Annotated in this window: 18 protein-coding genes; 15 read left to right on the plus strand and 3 right to left on the minus strand. The window is 64.5% G+C overall.

What is annotated here, in order from left to right; all coding sequences use genetic code 11:
• Positions 1–39 precede the first annotated feature (39 nt).
• The 8 genes from trbL (at position 40) to M2336_RS13665 (ending at position 6,498) form a co-directional block, all read left to right on the plus strand.
• Positions 40–1,347: a P-type conjugative transfer protein TrbL gene (trbL, locus tag M2336_RS13630; RefSeq protein ID WP_264593093.1), complete on the plus strand. Its 1,308-nt coding sequence runs from the start codon at positions 40–42 to the stop codon at positions 1,345–1,347.
• Positions 1,348–1,350: 3 nt separating this feature from the next.
• Positions 1,351–2,166, plus strand: a complete 816-nt coding sequence (gene trbF, locus M2336_RS13635) for a conjugal transfer protein TrbF (protein WP_264593094.1) — start codon at positions 1,351–1,353, stop codon at positions 2,164–2,166.
• On the plus strand, positions 2,163–2,996 hold the full coding sequence (gene trbG / locus M2336_RS13640; protein ID WP_264593095.1) for a P-type conjugative transfer protein TrbG: 834 nt from the start codon (positions 2,163–2,165) through the stop codon (positions 2,994–2,996). Before trbF ends, trbG begins: the two co-directional genes overlap by 4 nt.
• Positions 2,993–4,189, plus strand: coding sequence for a TrbI/VirB10 family protein (locus tag M2336_RS13645; RefSeq protein ID WP_264593096.1), 1,197 nt, complete (start codon positions 2,993–2,995; stop codon positions 4,187–4,189). Before trbG ends, M2336_RS13645 begins: the two co-directional genes overlap by 4 nt.
• Before the next feature lie 4 nt (positions 4,190–4,193).
• Positions 4,194–4,424, plus strand: a complete 231-nt coding sequence (locus M2336_RS13650; RefSeq protein ID WP_264593097.1) for a DUF2274 domain-containing protein — start codon at positions 4,194–4,196, stop codon at positions 4,422–4,424.
• On the plus strand, positions 4,421–4,609 hold the full coding sequence (locus M2336_RS13655; protein ID WP_264593098.1) for a helix-turn-helix domain-containing protein: 189 nt from the start codon (positions 4,421–4,423) through the stop codon (positions 4,607–4,609). Before M2336_RS13650 ends, M2336_RS13655 begins: the two co-directional genes overlap by 4 nt.
• 139 nt (positions 4,610–4,748) lie before the next feature.
• Positions 4,749–5,588, plus strand: coding sequence for a type IV toxin-antitoxin system AbiEi family antitoxin (locus M2336_RS13660; protein WP_264593099.1), 840 nt, complete (start codon positions 4,749–4,751; stop codon positions 5,586–5,588).
• Positions 5,578–6,498, plus strand: a complete 921-nt coding sequence (locus M2336_RS13665) for a nucleotidyl transferase AbiEii/AbiGii toxin family protein (protein WP_264593100.1) — start codon at positions 5,578–5,580, stop codon at positions 6,496–6,498. Before M2336_RS13660 ends, M2336_RS13665 begins: the two co-directional genes overlap by 11 nt.
• Before the next feature lie 88 nt (positions 6,499–6,586).
• Here M2336_RS13665 and M2336_RS13670 read toward each other — a convergent pair whose 3' ends face one another.
• Positions 6,587–7,402, minus strand: coding sequence for an AraC family transcriptional regulator (locus M2336_RS13670; RefSeq protein ID WP_171794896.1), 816 nt, complete (start codon positions 7,400–7,402; stop codon positions 6,587–6,589).
• A 77-nt stretch (positions 7,403–7,479) separates the two neighbouring features.
• Between M2336_RS13670 and M2336_RS13675 the strand changes: the two genes are divergently transcribed.
• From M2336_RS13675 to M2336_RS13700, 6 genes are all read left to right on the plus strand, one after another.
• Positions 7,480–9,582 (plus strand): FUSC family protein, encoded by a 2,103-nt coding sequence (locus tag M2336_RS13675; protein ID WP_171794895.1) that lies wholly within the window; start codon positions 7,480–7,482, stop codon positions 9,580–9,582.
• On the plus strand, positions 9,579–9,794 hold the full coding sequence (locus M2336_RS13680; RefSeq protein WP_171794894.1) for a DUF1656 domain-containing protein: 216 nt from the start codon (positions 9,579–9,581) through the stop codon (positions 9,792–9,794). The genes M2336_RS13675 and M2336_RS13680 overlap by 4 nt, the downstream gene beginning before the upstream one ends.
• The gene (locus M2336_RS13685; protein ID WP_192669871.1) at positions 9,791–10,714 is read left to right on the plus strand and encodes an HlyD family secretion protein; all 924 of its coding nucleotides are present in this window, start codon (positions 9,791–9,793) and stop codon (positions 10,712–10,714) included. Before M2336_RS13680 ends, M2336_RS13685 begins: the two co-directional genes overlap by 4 nt.
• Positions 10,711–12,114, plus strand: a complete 1,404-nt coding sequence (locus M2336_RS13690; protein WP_264593101.1) for an efflux transporter outer membrane subunit — start codon at positions 10,711–10,713, stop codon at positions 12,112–12,114. The genes M2336_RS13685 and M2336_RS13690 overlap by 4 nt, the downstream gene beginning before the upstream one ends.
• 431 nt (positions 12,115–12,545) lie before the next feature.
• Positions 12,546–12,920 (plus strand): VOC family protein, encoded by a 375-nt coding sequence (locus tag M2336_RS13695; RefSeq protein WP_171794891.1) that lies wholly within the window; start codon positions 12,546–12,548, stop codon positions 12,918–12,920.
• A 4-nt stretch (positions 12,921–12,924) separates the two neighbouring features.
• Positions 12,925–13,761, plus strand: a complete 837-nt coding sequence (locus M2336_RS13700; protein ID WP_264593102.1) for a DMT family transporter — start codon at positions 12,925–12,927, stop codon at positions 13,759–13,761.
• A 250-nt stretch (positions 13,762–14,011) separates the two neighbouring features.
• Here M2336_RS13700 and M2336_RS13705 read toward each other — a convergent pair whose 3' ends face one another.
• A complete protein-coding gene (locus M2336_RS13705) occupies positions 14,012–14,854 on the minus strand; it encodes an oxidoreductase (RefSeq protein ID WP_009822169.1) in 843 nt (280 codons plus the stop codon).
• Between the two features lie 48 nt (positions 14,855–14,902).
• On the opposite strand from M2336_RS13705, the gene M2336_RS13710 reads away from it, so the two are divergent.
• Positions 14,903–15,502 (plus strand): TetR/AcrR family transcriptional regulator, encoded by a 600-nt coding sequence (locus M2336_RS13710; protein WP_133652587.1) that lies wholly within the window; start codon positions 14,903–14,905, stop codon positions 15,500–15,502.
• Between the two features lie 341 nt (positions 15,503–15,843).
• On the opposite strand, the gene M2336_RS13715 is transcribed toward M2336_RS13710, so the two are convergent.
• Positions 15,844–16,182 (minus strand): GIY-YIG nuclease family protein, encoded by a 339-nt coding sequence (locus M2336_RS13715; RefSeq protein WP_264593103.1) that lies wholly within the window; start codon positions 16,180–16,182, stop codon positions 15,844–15,846.
• Positions 16,183–16,254 lie beyond the last annotated feature (72 nt).

Raw genomic sequence — 16,254 nt, forward strand, 5'->3', positions numbered from 1 at the left:
CGCCCCGCGGCATCCAATCCATCCAGGAAGACCACGCCCGTGAACGACCTCAATGTCATCGACCGCTTCATGCAGTCGTTCATCACCTACATCGACAGCGGGTTCGGGCTGCTCGGCCCGGACGTGGGCTTCCTGACGTCCGTGCTCATCGGCATCGACATCACGCTTGCCGGCCTGTTCTGGGCGATGGGCGGCGAGGACAATGTCATCGGCCGCTTCCTCCGCAAGATCCTCTACATCGGCACGTTCGCATTCATCCTGAACAGCTTCTCCACGCTCGCGGACATCATCTTCCGGTCTTTCGCGCAGGCAGGGCTCACCGCTGGCGGGGGCACGCTCGGTGCCGATGACCTGCTCAAGCCGGGGCGGCTTGCAGGGACCGGGTTCGAGGCAGCCTGGCCGCTGCTCAACCAGGCAAGCGAGATGGTTGGTTTCACGACCTTCTTCGACAACTTCCTGACGATCATGGTGCTGCTGTTCGCATGGGCCCTGGTGATCATCGCCTTCTTCATCCTCGCGGTGCAGATGTTCGTGACGATCATCGAGTTCAAGCTGACGAGCCTTGCCGGCTTCATCCTCGTGCCGTTCGCTCTCTGGAACCGGACCAGCTTCCTCGCCGAGCGCGTTCTCGGCAACGTGGTTTCCTCGGGCATCAAGGTCATGGTGCTCGCCGTGATCGTCGGCATCGGATCCAACTTCTTCGCCGAATTCACAGCTGCCCTCCAGGGCCAGGAGCCAGACATCGGCCAGGCCATGAGCCTCGTGCTGGCGAGCCTGTCCCTGTTCGGCCTTGGAATCTTCGGGCCCTCGATTGCAAGCGGCCTTGTCTCGGGCGCTCCCCAGTTTGGTGCTGGTGCAGCCTTCGGCACCGCGGCCGGAGCGGCTGGCATCACTATGGTTGCAGGCGGCGCGGCCATGGGCGGTGCGCGCGCTCTCGGTGGGGCAGCCCTGGGGGCGGTCCGTTCCGGCACGGCCATGGGTTCGGCAGCGAGCACGGCCTATGGCCTTGGCCAGGAGGCGGCGGGCAATTCCTCAGTCGGCGCTGGCCTTTCTGGTGTGACGAAAGCCGCGGGCAACGCGGTCCGAGCCAAGGCATCGGAAGCACTGGGCCTCAGCGAAGCTGCGTCGAGCGGACGCCAGGCCGCCTGGAACGCACTTAACGACACGAAGACAAGCCCGGGACAGGCCCAGGCAGGCGGAGGCAATGATGCTGCGCCCGCCTGGGCGCGCGCCATGCGCGCGGAGCAGTCCACGCGGCATCGCCGGCAGCTTGCCCTCCATGCGCTTCAACAGGGCGACCGGGGCGGTGGTGCCGCCACTCCCGACATCAAGGAAAGGAACGACTAGGCCATGATCTTCAAGCGCAGCGTCCAGCGCTATGGACGCACCCCAATTCCAGAGACGCCATACCAGCGTGCGGGCCAGGTCTGGGACGACCGGATCGGCTCGGCCCGGGTGCAGGCACGCAATTGGCGTCTTGCGGCCTTCGTGAGCCTCGGCCTCGCGGCAAGTCTGTCCGGTGGACTTGTCTGGCAGTCCCTGCAGAGCCGGGTGGTACCCTATGTGGTCGAAGTCGATCGACTGGGCGAAGCCCGCGCCGTCAGCGAAGCGGCCGCCGGCTACCGGCCAACGGACCCGCAGATCGCCTGGCACCTTGGCCGCTTCATCACGAACGTACGCTCGGCGTCGCTCGACCCTGTCCTGATGAAGCGTGGCTGGCTCGAGGCCTATGATTTCGCAACACGGCGCGGTGCCCAGTTCCTTGGCGACTATGCCCGCAGCAACGACCCATTCGCCCGCATTGGCGAGCGAACGGTATCGGTCCAGGTGACGAGCGTCGTGCGGGCTTCCGACACCTCGTTCCAGGTGAAGTGGACCGAGACTGTGTTCGAGCGCGGTGCACGGGCCGGGAGTAGCCGCTGGACGGCCATCCTGACCATTGTGACCAAGCCTCCCGTCGATGCCGACACGCTGCGTCGCAATCCACTCGGAATCTACGTCGACGCGATCGACTGGAGTCGCGAGCTCGATGGCGAGCCACAATCCCCTTCACCTTCGAGGCCAGTTCCAATGGCCTCGCCCGCCTCGAACCTGCCACTCGGTTCGCCGCTCGATCCCGGCCTGGCGGCGCCCGTCACCCAGAACGCCAAGGAGGTCCAGCCATGATCATCCGCTCCATGCTTTTCCCCATTGCCGCGCTTGCCTGTGTCCCGGCCCAGGCCCACGACGGTGCGTCGCCCGTGCGCCGTGTGGCCGCCGCCAACCGCAGTTCGACCGAGCAACCGGCCGCGCAGGGGTTTATCAACGCAACGCAGGTCTATGCCTTTTCCGAGGGGATGATCTTCCAAGCCTATACCGCGCCAGGAGCGGTGACCGACATCGCATTGCAGCCGGGCGAAGCGCTCGTGGCCGTCGCGAGCGGCGATACGGCGCGCTGGGTTATAGGCGATACGACCAGCGGAAACGGCGATACCCGGCGAACGCACATTCTCGTAAAGCCGTTCAACGCGGGGCTCGTAACGAACCTTGTCATCACCACCGACCGGCGAACCTACCACCTGCGCCTCGCCAGCACGGCCCGAACGCCCATGGCGGCGGTAAGCTGGACCTATCCCCAGGACGAATTGCTTGCGCTCAAACGGCAGGCCGAAGTTGTCCGGTCCGCCGCACCGATCGCAGCAGGCCTCGACGTGGGCCAGTTGCGCTTCGACTATGCCTTGTCGGGGGATCGGCCGGCATGGCGGCCACTGCGCGCGTTCGACGACGGACAGAAGACCTATATCGAATTTCCTGTAGGCCTGTCGCAGGGCGAGGCACCGCCATTGTTCGTGCTTGGGCCCGACGGAACGGCCGAACTCGCCAACTACCGGGTGCGTGAGCGCTACTACATCATCGACCGCCTGTTCGATGTGGCCGAGCTGCGGCTCGGTCTCAAGAAGCAGCAGGTCGTCCGCATCACCCGCGGGGGCGGGGCAAAGCATCGGAGGGGCGCATGACGGCCGAAATAGCCGGGCAGCCGGCCACACCCGCGCCGAAGGTCGATCCCGAGACGCTGGTCCTGCGCGCAAGTCCCGCACGGGCCATCCGGTTTCGGCGGGGTGCGATCATCGGCATTGCCGCGCTGGGCTCAGCCAGCCTGATAGGCATTGCCTGGATGGCGCTAAAGCCCCGGATCTTCCACCGGCCACCCCAGGAAAGCGAGCTGGCGCAGCCGATGGGCAAGACCTCGACCGATGCTCTTTCGGCCTTGCCGTCAAGCTACGGCGATGCGCCAAGACTGGGGCCGCCACTGCCGGGCGACCTTGGCCGACCGATCCTGCGCGCCCAGCAGCAACAGTTCGCACCGATAGATGGCAGTGCTGCCGCCCGGACTGGCACTGACACCGCCGAGGTGGAGAGGATGGCGCGCCTCGCAGAGCTCAAGGCGGCGCGCCAGTCGGGGCTCATGGCCCAGACGAAGCCTGGCGATTCCACGCCATCGGCAACTGAAGCCATCTCGGCAGGCCAACAGTTCGTCCCGACAGCTGCGCCGGCCTCGGAGGATCGCAAGACGGCATTCGCCGAGCGGATCGACTTGGGCGGCGATGCCAATCCGCACGCGCTGCTGGCCCCGGCCTCTCCCTACATGCTGTCTGCGGGCAGCGTCATCGCGGCCAGCCTTATCACTGGCCTCAATTCGGACCTGCCGGGACTTGTCACGGCCCAGGTCACGCAGAACGTATTCGACAGTGCAACCGGTCGCTTCCTGCTGGTGCCGCAGGGCGCCCGGCTGGTCGGCAAGTATGACAGCGTCGTCGCCTTCGGCCAGCGCCGTGCATTGGTGATCTGGCAAAGGATCATCCTGCCCGACGGCAGCTCGCTGCGCCTCGACAATATGCCTGCAACGGATCCTTCGGGCTATGCGGGTCTCGCGGACAAGATCGATTTCCATAGCTGGGCACTGCTCAAGGGCGTCGCCTTGGCGACCTTGCTTGGAGTGGGTTCGGAACTGTCGATCAAAGGCGAGAGCGACCTCGTCCAGGCTATCCGCGAGTCCACGCAGCAGAACGTATCGCGCGCTGGCGATCAACTGACGTCCCGAAACCTTGACGTCCAGCCGACCATCACGATCCGCCCCGGCGCACCAGTACGGCTGCTGGTGAGCCGGGAACTCATCCTCGCGCCCTGGCGCGGCAATATTGGAGGATAGCCCTATGGCCGACCTGAAGCTTGCCAAGCTGCCGGACCGGACGCCGGTCAAGCTTGCGATTACGATCACCCCCGACCTGCAAGGCGCCTTGCGTGAATATGCTGCCATCTACGCGGCGGCCTATGGCAGCGAAGAGCCGATCGCCGAACTGATCCCGGCAATGCTGGCGGCCTTCCTTGAGAGCGACCGGGCTTTTGTCCGGGCTCGCGAGGCAGCGCAGAGGGGGCGTACATGATCGACCACATGGCCGAGCAGGCATTGCAGCCGCTGACGGTCCGTGTCGCGACCGCCGTGCGCATCACGGGTCTCAGTCGCTCGCGGATCTACGAATTGATCCAGTCCGGGGACCTTGAAACCATCAAGGTCGGGCGAGCGACGCTGATCCAGTTCCGGAGCCTCAGGAACCTGACCCAGACCTAGCCGACCTAGGCGTGATGATCAGATGTCGGGCTGATCGAAATTTTGTATCTGCCGGATTTAGCCTATCCTAGATGTACCAAATCCTGGCTTGTCGAAATAAGATTTGGAGGAATTTTGAAAATTTGCTATTTAGGCCATTATGGCCGAACCAAATCGAAATCGACTAAAATATGTCCTTGATCGGGTTCCGGCTGGCTTCCTGGTCGACTCGCGATGGTTGATTGCCAATGACGTCGCCAAGAGTTCCGCAGCGAGCTATGATCGAGAAGGATGGCTCGAGCGTGTCGCACGCGGCGTCTATCGCCGACCCTACCCGGGCAAACCAGCGGGACATGTTGTCGAATGGAAGATGGCGGTGCTCTCGGCCCAGTGGATAATGGGTTATGATTTCCACGTCGGCGGCATGAGTGCGCTGAGCCTCGAAGGGCACAGCCACTATCTCGCCCTTGGCCGCAGCGCGAATGTCTACCTCTACGGCAACGTACCGTCCTGGCTGTCCAGGCTAACTCTCGACGCCCACGTCTTGATGCGGCGACGGCAGTTGTTCGGTTCGGACTCTCTTGGAATCGAGGACAATGACTTCGACCCCGCGGCAGGCACTGGACCGAATCCCTGGGATTGGCCAATGCGGCGTTCAACCCCCGAGCGCGCGGTGCTCGAAGCCCTGAACGAACTTCCCGACCAGGAGAGCTTCCACAAGGTCGACATGCTATTCCAAGGCCTAGCGACGCTGCGTCCAGGCCGGTTGAGTGCCTTGCTGGGCGCCTGCAAGAGCATAAAGGTGAGGCGGCTGTTCTTTCTTTTCGCCGACCGCCATCGGCATCGGTGGCTGCCGCACATCGATCGTGCTGGTATCGATATGGGCAAGGGCCCGCGCATGCTGGTCGAAGGCGGTCGCTATGCGGCAGCCTATCAACTCGTCGTGCCGGAAGAATTTGCGGCCCCCGAGCCAGCCAATGAGGCCGGCGATGGCGCGTGAACGCTATGCAGCCCAAGTCAGCCTCCTGGTGAGCGCAATCCCCATCGTGGCCGACGAGCCGGATTTCGCACTCAAGGGCGGCACGGCGATCAATCTCTTTTACCGAGACATGCCGCGGCTCTCAGTCGACATCGACCTGACCTACGTGCCGCTCCACGATCGCGAAACCGCCCTCGCCAATATCGATGCCGCTTTCGACCGCATCGTCGAGCGCGCACGGAAGAGCCTTCCTGGCGTCAATGCGCAAAGGATCAGCGGCGGGGGCGATGGCGATACCCGGGTGCTCCTCCGTTCCGCCGATGCCGAAGTTAAGATAGAGGTCTCGCCCGTCCTTCGAGGCACCGTGAAGGCGCCGCACGCCATGCGGGTTACGGATGCGGTGGAGGAAGCATTCGGCTTTGCTGAGATGTCCGTGCTTGCCTTCGAGGACATCTATGCCGGCAAGATTTGCGCGGCACTCGATCGCCAGCATCCACGGGACCTCTACGACATCCATCTGCTCTACCAACACGAAGGCATCAGTGACGACCTGTTCCGCACTTTTCTGGTCTATGCCGCATGCTCGGGCCGCCCGGCCCACGAACTGATCGATCCCAACCGCATCGATATTGACCGCGCCTTCGCCCAGGAATTCGACGGCATGGCGATCGAGCATGTGCCGCTCGAAACGCTTCTCGCCGCCCGCGAGCGCCTGATCGAGGATATCCGGGCACGGACCAATGGCCCCGCGGCCGAATTTCTCCTGTCCCTCCATGATGCGCAGCCCGACTTCAGCCTGATCGGTTTACCAGAAGCGGCGAACCTCCCCGCAGTTCGGTGGAAACTGATCAATCTGAGGAAGCTCATGGCGCAGAATTCTGGAAAACATGCCGATCTGCGTGGCAGGTTGAATGCTGCAATCGGCAGATAATGCGGGCATCGTAGGACTAGCAGCTATCGACCACATCGAGACGTTCGCGTCTCAATCGCCAACGGCAGCGTTTGTCGAGGGCGGTCGGTTAGAGATACTCTGGCGATCTGTCCTTGGACCCATTACGCCTAGCTGCAAAATACTGTGCGGGCGTGCTGCCGAGGGCCTTCTTGAACATGGTGATGAAGGCATTGACCGACTCATAGCCGAGTTCGCTAGCGACATTCTGGACGGCGGTTCCACTCGCCAGTTCGCGCAGGGCGACGATGAGGTGCAACTGCTGGCGCCAGCGACCAAAACTCAGCCCTGTCTCGCGCAGCATCAGCCGGGCGAGCGAGCTCTCGCTCATGGCGACATGGCGCGCCCATTCGCCCAGGGTGCGGCGATCGGACGGATCAAGCGTCAGCGCATCGGCGATCAGGCGGATTTTCGGATCGCCGGAAATCGGCAGGTTAAACTGTTCGCGCGGCATCTCAGCCAGTTCATCGAGCAGGACGCGCGCCATTCGTGCGGCGTGCCCCTCGGGCGGATAGTCGCCCCCCTCACGCGCGAGCCGTTCGACCATCGCGCGAATCATGGGCGAAATTGAGAGCGTGCAGCATTCTTGCGGCAACGGTGCAGCGCCGGGCTCGACGAACAGATAGTTTAGCCGGGCATTGTCGGTTGTGCGGGCGCTGTGGGCCACGCCGCCCGGAATCCAGATGCCGCAGTCGGGCGGGCCGATCCAGATCTCATCCCTGGCGCGGCACGTCACTGCTCCATGCAAGGCCAGGATCAGTTGCCCCTTGCGATGTACATGCTGGGGCACCTCGGCGGCATGCTGCGAGAAATCGAGATGATAGGCCACCGCAGGCAGGGCGGCGAGATCGGGATCGAACCCGGAAATTGCAGATGCTGTGGTCATGGGATTGAATGGATATAGTGATTTTCTGACAGGATATCGAATTTATAATTTCTAGATAGGGCGCGATGGTTGCCAGCATGACAACCGCCAGCCTTTCCATTCCAAACCTTGCGCAGCTTTTCGGCACGGCCCGGTCCAAGGCCGCAAGGCTGTTATCATCGCCAGCGATCAAGGCAGACCGCGACGCGCTGCTCTTTTCGGCCAAGACCTTCGCGGCGGCGATGCTGGCCTATTATGTGGCGCTGCGCATCGGCCTCCCCAAACCCTATTGGGCCATCCTGACCGTCTACATCGTCTCCCAAACATCGGCGGGCGCCTCGCTCGGACGCGGCATCTATCGGCTCGCCGGAACGATCTTGGGCGCTGTCGCGAATGTGGCCATCGTTCCGAACTTCGCTAACGAGCCCGTCCTGTGCAGCCTGATCCTTGCTTGCTGGATAGGGCTGTGCCTCTATTTCTCGCTGCTGGATCGGACACCGCGCGCCTATGGCTTCGTGCTGGCAGGGTACACGGCCAGCCTGATCGGCTTTCCTGGCGTCGCCGATCCGGGCGCGATGTTCGACACGGCAGCGGTGCGCGTGCAGGAGATCGGGCTAGGCATCGCCTGCGCCGTGCTGATCCATCGCTTCATCGCGCCCCGGCGCATGACAGGCCAATTCAATGCCAAACTCGCCTCCACCCTTGCCGATGCGCGCAGCCTTGGGCGGCAGGCACTGCTGGGCGAGCCGGTTGCCGACCGGCGCGGCAGGCGGGCGATGCTGGCATGCGACCTGCTCGCCCTCAACGGACTGGCCGCGCATCTGCCCTATGACGATCCGCGATCCGCTCCGCCGCGCGAGACGCTGCACCGGCTTCACGATGGGCTCGCCCGGCTGATCCCTCTGGCCAGCGAGATCGAGGTGCGGGTTCACAGGCTCTCGGCTCTCAGCCTGGCCGAGAGCGATTTGCGCCAACTGATCGAGGATTGCCGCCATTGGCTCGCCAGTGCGGAATCCGACAGGCAAGAAACGCCCAGACAACTGTCAGAACAGGCACGGTTCATCCGCACGCAACTGCTGGCCGACCCGCTACACCATGACAATGCCTTAGGCGCCAATCTCTGCGGTCATCTGGTCGAACTCATCGCCCTGTTCGACGACTGCGACCGGTTGGGCGCATTCGCCCAGCAAGGCGGTCGACCGCAAAGGAGCGTCGGCGGCACAGGCAATGTCACCGGCTATGTCCATCATCGCGACCACCGCGTGGCCGCGCGCGCAGCCCTGGGCGCGGTCGTCGGCGTCTTCAGCGCATGCCTGCTGTGGATCTGGTCCGCCTGGTCGGATGGCGCATTGGCGCTGTCCATCGTCGGAGTCGCCTGCGCCTTGTTCGGCAATATCGACACACCCAAGCCTGCCGTCATCAAGTATCTGATCGGCTCGCTCTATGCCGTGGTGCTGGGCCTTGCCTACAGTTTCATCATCCTACCGCGCGTCAGCGACTTTCCGGTGCTGGTCGCGGTGCTCGCCCCTGTTCTTTTGTGGGCGGGGTCGCTGCAAGCGCGGCCGCCGACTATGTTGATGGCGCTGGGCATCACGCTCAGCTTTCCGATCCTGACCGGCCTTGGCTCCAGATACACCGGCGATTTCGCAACCTATCTCAACAGCACCGTGGCGCTCGTCGTCGGCACTGGCTTTGCCGCTGTCAGCATGAGCCTGTTCCAGACGGTGCCTGCAAGGCAGGCCATCACCCGCCTGCTGCGCCTGAGCCGCCGCGACGTTGCCCGCCGGGCGCAGGGCCGTGCGATTGATGAGGCACGGTGGACCGGGCTCATGATCGACCGCACCGCCTTGCTCCTCCCACGCGCCAGACAGGCCAAGGCGGGCGAGACGGACCCGGTCGGCGAAGTTCTGCTCTATCTTCGTGTCGGTCATGTGGTGGGCCTGCTACGCCAGAAGACTGCGGACGGGCACGCTGACGCCGGCGATGTATCCGCCTTGCTTGGCGCAGTGGCCCGAGCCTTCAGCGGCGAGCAAAAGCCCGGGGATGATGCCCTGAACCGGCTCGCCATGCAGGCCGACATAGAACGGGCCAAACTGCCGGGCGGTGGAGGGGCGAATGGTGCGGACTTGCGCGACCTCCTCATTGACCTGAGCTTCGCGCTGAACGCCCACAATGCTACCGGCAAAGGGCATCCCGCATGATCGCCGACATCGCCATCGGCGGCGTCCTGCTGCCCGGCCTGCTGGTGATCGCGCTTGTCGCGCTGATCGGCGCGGCGATCGTTCTGCGCCTCCTCACGCTGACCGGGGCAGACCGCGCCTTTGCCCGCAGGCCGTTCGTCGAACTGGCCGTCTTCATCGTCCTCTTCGGTCTGCTCGCGCAGTACCTGCCATCTTCCGGACTTATGCCATGAAGCCAATCCTGTCCCTGCTGGGCCGCTATGCCCTGACCATTGGCGCCGTGGCCTTGGCCGCCGTCCTCGCACTGCAACTCTGGCACCGCTACGAGCGCACGCCCTGGACGCGCGACGGCCATGTCCGCGCCGATATCATCCGCGTTTCCACCGATGTCGGCGGACTGGTCACGCAGGTCATGGTGCAGGACAACCAGACCGTCACGCCTGGCCAGTTGCTGATCGTGCTCGACCGCCCCCGCATCGACGCCACGATCGAGCGAGCGGATGCCGCCATCGCGCAGGCCCGCGCCGAACTGGAGCAGGCTCGCCGCGAATCCCGGCGTGACCGCGCCTTGGGCGATCTGGTGGCCGCAGAGGCACGCGAGCAGAACGCCGCGAAAGTCAGCACGCTGGAGGCGGCGCTCAAAAGCGCACTGGCAGCCCGCAACGTCGCCGATGTCGACCGGCATCGCACCGAGATCCGCGCCACCGTGGGCGGGACCATCACCAACCTCGACATTCATCCCGGCGACTATCTGGCGGCGGGCGCGCAGGCCATGGCGCTCGTCGATACCGCATCGCTGCGTATTGAGGGCTATTTCGAGGAGACGAAGCTGCACCGGGTCGCGGTGGGCGATCGGGCGCGGGTGCGCCTGATGGGCGATGACAAGGATATCACCGGCAGGGTCGAAAGCATCGCCGCCGCCATCGCCGACGACCAGCGCGGCGAGGCGCAGAACCTGCTGCCCAAGGTGACGCCGACCTTCTCATGGGTGCGCCTTGCCCAACGTATCCCGGTGCGCATCCGCATCGACCGTGTCCCGCCGGGAACCCGGCTGATCGCAGGCCGGACCGCGACCGTCGAAATCGTCCCTGCCGATGCCCAGCCAGTCATGGCGCAGGCCCCCGTTACGGCGCAGGCAAGGGTGCGGTCATGAAGGCGGCGCTGACACTGTCGGCTGCCCTGCTGGTTGCCGGATGCGTGGCCGGGCCGGATTACCATGGCCCGCAAGCGACCATCGCGCAAACCCTTCCGGCGCAAGGGGCCTTCGTGGCGGGCGACGACAGCGCTTTCGCGCAGGAACCGCTGCCCGACCGCTGGTGGAGCCTTTACGCCGATCCCCGCCTCGATGCGCTGGTCGAACAGGCGCTCGCCGTCAATGCCGACCTGCGCGCCGCCGACGCCAATCTGCGCAAGGCCGAGGCAGTGCTGCGCCAGACCGCCGGAGCCCGCGCGATCTCGACAGGCGTCAGCGTGCAGGCGGCGCAGGAGCGGGATTACAGCACCACTTCAGCGGGCGCGAGCATGCCGGGCGTCGCCACCTATGGCTTGGGGCTGTCCGCCAGCTATCCGCTCGACCTCGCCGGCAAGCTCAGGCGTGCCATCGAGGCCGGTGAGGCTGATCGCGATGCGGTCGCGGCGGCGCGCGACACTGTTCGCATCGGCGTGGCGGCGACGGTGGCCAGGGCCTATGCCGGGGTTTGCGCGGCCAACTTCCAGATGGCTACCGCGCAACGGGTGGCTGGCCTGCAAAGACGCACATTGGACGCCACGATCCGCCTCGCGCGCGGTGGGCGCGGCACCGCTTTCGACGTAACCCGTGCCCGAACGGCGGTGGAGACCAGCGAGGCGGCTCTCCCGGCCTTTGTCGCGAAGCGGCAGGCATCGCTGTTCCTCCTGGCGACATTGCTCGGCAAGGCCCCGGCGGATTATCCTCGCGAGATAGAGGCTTGTGCCACTTTACCAGTGCTTGCGCGGCCCCTGCCGGTGGGCGACGGCGCCGCGCTTCTGCGCCGACGCCCCGATATCCGGCAGGCCGAGCGGAGCATTGCCGGAGATACCGCGCGCATCGGTGTCGCCATTGCCGATCTTTATCCCAGCGTGAGCGTGGGCGGTGGCATTCTGGCTGGCGGCAAGGTCGAGAACGTCGGCAGCAGTCACAGTTTTGGGTTCGGCTTCGGGCCATTGGTCAGCTGGAATTTTCCCAGTCGACCGATCGTGAAGGCCCGGATCGCGGCTGCGCAGGAGCGAGTCGCGGAGGATCTCGCCCGGTTCGACGCGGTCGTGCTCGAAGCGCTGCGCGGCACGGAGACGGCGCTCGCCACCTACGCCCGCAACCGCGACAGGGCCGCCGCGCTGGACCGCGCCGCACGAAGTGCCGAAGCGTCCGCCGCGCAAGCCGACAAGCTGTTCCGTTTTGGACGCAGCGATTTCCTGCCAGTCCTCTCCGCGCAGGCCACTCTTGCCGTCGCGCAGGTTCAGCGGGCTGCAGCGCAATCGGAACTGGTCGACGATCAGATCGCGATCTTTCTCGCGCTCGGTGGTGGCTGGCAGTAGAGGGCCTTCATATGCAGCGGAATTGAGACATCTGCCGACCAGATTTCACCGATCCTCCGGGGTGAAGTGAACTCCAAGATCTGACAAGAGCCGCCGGTCGAGCATGAACGATCGATCGGCAGCCGCCAAATATTGCCGTTCAATCGAAGACCCAGGCTTCCCGAAACAGACGGTTTTGGAAATGTCCGACCGTCCCGTTTTTCCATCTGCAATCTGCCATTTGGGGATCGGGAACAGGATTTGGGAAAGCCAAGCCTGCCGTCCGGGTGTCTGCGAGCTCCCGCAACGCTCGTCTCGCAACAGTTCCAATGCGGAAAGGTCGTATCCGCCGGAATGGTAGGCTAGGCAGGAATGATGCCCATGCCCGATGCCGCCAGCCGTGAACCGCCATCGATGCTGAGCTGCCAAGGGCGCTATTCTCCGGAGGACATATGTTCACGCACATCATGATCGGCAGCAACGACTTGGAGCGGTCCAAAGTTTTCTACGACGCGACGTTCACGGCGCTTGGCGGCAAGCTTGGCAAGCGGGACGGGAGGGGGCGGCTGATCTACGAGCACGAAGGCGGACGGCTGATGATTACCGAGCCAATCGACGGCAACCCAGCGACCGCCGCCAACGGCGGTACCATCGGCATCGCCGCGACCAGCCAGGACAAGGTCCGCGCATGGCACGAGGCCGGCACTACGCACGGCGGCACCTCGATCGAAACCCCGCCCTGCGAGCGCCCGAACGGCGTCTTCGTCGCCTACCTGCGTGATCCGGACGGCAACAAGCTCACGGCGCGAACCAAGGCGACTCGATAGCCTCATGTCCATTGGGACCAGCCTAATCGTCTTGTTCGCGGCGATCCTCCATGCGAGCTGGAACGCCTTACTTCGCGGCGGCGACGATCGGCTTTGGTCGATGACGATCATGTGCATCGCCATCGCGCTCGCCTGCACGGTGATGGTGCCCCTCGTGCCCGTTCCCGCAGTAGCGAGTTGGGGCTGCGTCGCCTTGTCGGCGTCGCTTCACACCGGCTATAATCTCTTCCTCGTGCGTACCTACCGGCAAGGCGATCTCGGGCAGACCTACCCGATCGCCCGCGGGGCCTCGCCGCTGCTGGTCTCGCTCGGCGCCTCGATCTTCGCGCGCGAGCTACCCGACGCGCTCAATCTGATAGGTGTGTTGCTGGTGTCGGGCGGCATCATCGCGCTGGCCTTCCAGGGGCGCACCATCGGCCGGCAGACCCTGCTCTTCGCGCTCGGTACCGGCTGTTTCATCGGCGCCTACAGCGTGACCGACGGCATCGGCGCCCGGCTGTCGGGCTCCTCGGTCGGCTACACAGTCTGGATGTGCCTGTTATGGGGCTTGCTCGCGCCGACGACTTACGTCCTGCTGCGCGATGCTCGCTCTTTGTTGCGCGGGCGACGGGAGACGCTGGTGGCGGCGAGTGGAGGGCTCGCCTCGTTGCTGGCCTATGGCATCGTCATCGTCGCGATGACGCGCGGTGCGATGGGGCCGGTGTCGGCGCTGCGAGAGACGAGCGTCGTATTCGCCGCCCTCATCGGACGCTTTTTCCTCCGCGAAAATCTCAGCGGTTACCGGATCATGGCCTGCCTGGTAGTGGCGGTGGGAGCGGTACTGATCGGGCATGCGGGATGACAACCCATCCGGCAGAATTGCAACGATCATCCATCAATCAGGTCGCGCGCCCTTTCACGAAAATACTATCGCTTTTGGAACAGCACGAACCGACCAAAACACGCCATACCGAACAGGACGCGAGAATGGCTTTTTCCGCCTGAACCGGCCGTCTCACACGCCTATCGGCGCGCTTTCGGCGTTTCGCCAGAATCGCGCCGATAGCGAGGCTATGCGTTCGATCTTGCCCGCGCCCAATCACACGCGTCGCTCACGCCGAAAAACTGGTCGACCGAGACAGCGCGTTCCACGCCGTCATCTCGGCCCGCATTGCGTCGAGCTTGTGATCAACTAGCCCAAGCGCATCCTCGCCAAGGAACAGGCGTACCGGCGGGGTATCGGCCTCGACCAGCCGCAGCACGGCTTGCGCCGCCTTCGCCGGATCGCCTGGTTGATTGCCGCTCTTGGCCTGACGCGCCGAGCGGATCGGGTCCATCACCGCATCATAATCGCCGATGCTGCGCGGCGTGCGATCCATCGACCGGCCCGCCCAATCCGTGCGGAACTGGCCGGGAGCGAGCGCCGTAACACGGATGCCTAGGCCGGCAACCTCTTTGCCCAGCGCCTCCGAAATGCCCTCTAGTGCAAACTTGCTGCCGCAGTAGAAGGTGATGCCGGGCATGGTGATGAAGCCCCCCATTGAGGTGACGTTGATGATGTGCCCGGCACGGCGCGCACGCATGCCCGGCAGCACCGCCTGCATCATCGCGACAGGACCGAAGACGTTAGCGGCGAACTGGCGCTGGAGATCGTCCATCGAGGATTCTTCCAGGACGCCCTCATGGCCATAGCCGGCATTGTTGACGAGCACGTCAATCGGCCCGGTCGCCGTCTCGGCACCGCGTACGGCGTCTGGGATTGCCGCAAAGTCGGTAACGTCGAGCAACAGCGGATGTGCGCGATCGGGCTTAAGGGCTGCAAAGGGGTCGGCATCTTCGGCGCGGCGCACCGTTCCAATCACCTTGTGGCCCGCAGCGAGCGCGCCTTCGGCGAACGCGCGGCCGAGGCCTGAGCTGACGCCGGTGATGAGGAAGGTCTTGGGGGCGATGGTCATGGGCGACTCCTGGTTGCATACAAACTATATCATGATATAGATATGAGAATGACCCAGAACAAGAGCAACCCACCCACTGGCCTCCAACGCGGCGCACCCGTCCGCGCCCGCATCCTCGATGCAGCCGAACATCTGATGCGACAGGGCAAGGCTGACTTCTCGATGCGCGACCTCGCTTCTGAGGCTGGGGTCAGCTTCGCAACGCCGTTCAATCACTTCGGCAGCAAGGCCGGAATCATGCAGGCCCTGTCAGGCCGACGGATCGATGCGATGGAGGCGCGCTACCGGGCCGCCTCGCCCCCCGGCGACGCGGCGGCGCGTGTCGGCGCGGCGGTGGACATTGCCGCCGCCGTGATGCTTGAAGAACCGCTGGTCAGTCGCGGCGTCATGGGCTGGCTGGGCACCCCGGCGCCCGATCCCGGCTTGGTCGCGGCGCGGTCGGCCGCCTTGTGGGCTCTCGCCCTGGATGACGGCGACGGCCTCAACGCAGCGCGGCGTTCGGAAGCCCTCACCGAATTGCCGCAGCAGCTCGCCTTCGCTTTTCGCGGAGTCCTGTCCTTTTGGACCGCTGGCGAGCTGGCCGACGCCGCGCTCGCGCCGCAGGCGCGCGCGTTGGCGACGACGCTACTATGCAGCTATGGTGGATGAGCGGCAGACCGGCTCTTTCAGGAACGCGAAGGGCTACCCCAGCGAATGTCGTGTTTCGGGAGGACCCGACGTTCGGGCGGCCCAGGCAGATCGGCCGCTTTGTCCCACGACCCGGCGTTCGGCTTCCGGCAGCACGCGACCACATCAAGACGTTCGGCCGAGCCGGCCGGACGACCGATTTCGGCGTGAGCAGCTATTCGAGGGTAACGACTCTGCCGGACGGGAGGCGACCACTTAAGGCCGTTCCATCGATCTGCGTGTCCCCCCGAAACTGGCCGTTCGGCGGTACGTTGGGTTGCGCTGTCGAGGGCTCCTGATCGGAGAGCTCCACCGGGTACTCGCTATATGCGGATGCCGTTCAATTTCTCGACCCAATGCGCATGCAGGCTTTTGAGCGCGGTGGTGCGGGTGTAGCCAGGATAATCCCCGTCGACCAGTCTCGCGACAACCTCGAAGGTGAAAGCCTCGCCCCCATAAGATGCCCACGCCTCTTGAAGAGAACGATGCGAATTGCTCCCCTGCCGTAGCGTGAACCACAGGCGGTTCTGGATAGTGGATAGATCGGGAGCACTGCCGACCCACATCCGATCTGATGGCCCGCATCGAACAGCGTAGATGCCCGATTCGACTTTTCTCTCCTTATAGGCCGCAACAGCCGCCCTTCGATCTTCCCCGTGCATGCGCCATCCTCCTGCTGCTGCGTCAGCCCTACAACGATGGAGCAGATCGCGCAATATTGTCCGGATGAATTG

Origin of the sequence: Sphingobium sp. B1D7B, from assembly GCF_025961965.1 — a bacterium.
GTDB lineage: Bacteria > Pseudomonadota > Alphaproteobacteria > Sphingomonadales > Sphingomonadaceae > Sphingobium.

Excerpts from the sequence above, each read along its gene's own strand:
- M2336_RS13650 (WP_264593097.1), top strand. The coding sequence starts at position 4,194 with ATGGCCGACCTGAAGCTTGCCAAGCTGCCGGACCGGACGCCGGTCAAG.
- M2336_RS13655 (WP_264593098.1), top strand. The coding sequence starts at position 4,421 with ATGATCGACCACATGGCCGAGCAGGCATTGCAGCCGCTGACGGTCCGT.
- M2336_RS13715 (WP_264593103.1), bottom strand. The coding sequence starts at position 16,182 with ATGCACGGGGAAGATCGAAGGGCGGCTGTTGCGGCCTATAAGGAGAGA.
- trbG (WP_264593095.1), top strand. The coding sequence starts at position 2,163 with ATGATCATCCGCTCCATGCTTTTCCCCATTGCCGCGCTTGCCTGTGTC.
- M2336_RS13670 (WP_171794896.1), bottom strand. The coding sequence starts at position 7,402 with ATGACCACAGCATCTGCAATTTCCGGGTTCGATCCCGATCTCGCCGCC.
- M2336_RS13665 (WP_264593100.1), top strand. The coding sequence starts at position 5,578 with ATGGCGCGTGAACGCTATGCAGCCCAAGTCAGCCTCCTGGTGAGCGCA.
- M2336_RS13700 (WP_264593102.1), top strand. The coding sequence starts at position 12,925 with ATGTCCATTGGGACCAGCCTAATCGTCTTGTTCGCGGCGATCCTCCAT.
- M2336_RS13690 (WP_264593101.1), top strand. The coding sequence starts at position 10,711 with ATGAAGGCGGCGCTGACACTGTCGGCTGCCCTGCTGGTTGCCGGATGC.
- M2336_RS13705 (WP_009822169.1), bottom strand. The coding sequence starts at position 14,854 with ATGACCATCGCCCCCAAGACCTTCCTCATCACCGGCGTCAGCTCAGGC.
- trbF (WP_264593094.1), top strand. The coding sequence starts at position 1,351 with ATGATCTTCAAGCGCAGCGTCCAGCGCTATGGACGCACCCCAATTCCA.
- M2336_RS13675 (WP_171794895.1), top strand. The coding sequence starts at position 7,480 with ATGACAACCGCCAGCCTTTCCATTCCAAACCTTGCGCAGCTTTTCGGC.
- M2336_RS13685 (WP_192669871.1), top strand. The coding sequence starts at position 9,791 with ATGAAGCCAATCCTGTCCCTGCTGGGCCGCTATGCCCTGACCATTGGC.
- M2336_RS13710 (WP_133652587.1), top strand. The coding sequence starts at position 14,903 with ATGACCCAGAACAAGAGCAACCCACCCACTGGCCTCCAACGCGGCGCA.
- M2336_RS13645 (WP_264593096.1), top strand. The coding sequence starts at position 2,993 with ATGACGGCCGAAATAGCCGGGCAGCCGGCCACACCCGCGCCGAAGGTC.
- M2336_RS13695 (WP_171794891.1), top strand. The coding sequence starts at position 12,546 with ATGTTCACGCACATCATGATCGGCAGCAACGACTTGGAGCGGTCCAAA.
- M2336_RS13680 (WP_171794894.1), top strand. The coding sequence starts at position 9,579 with ATGATCGCCGACATCGCCATCGGCGGCGTCCTGCTGCCCGGCCTGCTG.
- M2336_RS13660 (WP_264593099.1), top strand. The coding sequence starts at position 4,749 with ATGGCCGAACCAAATCGAAATCGACTAAAATATGTCCTTGATCGGGTT.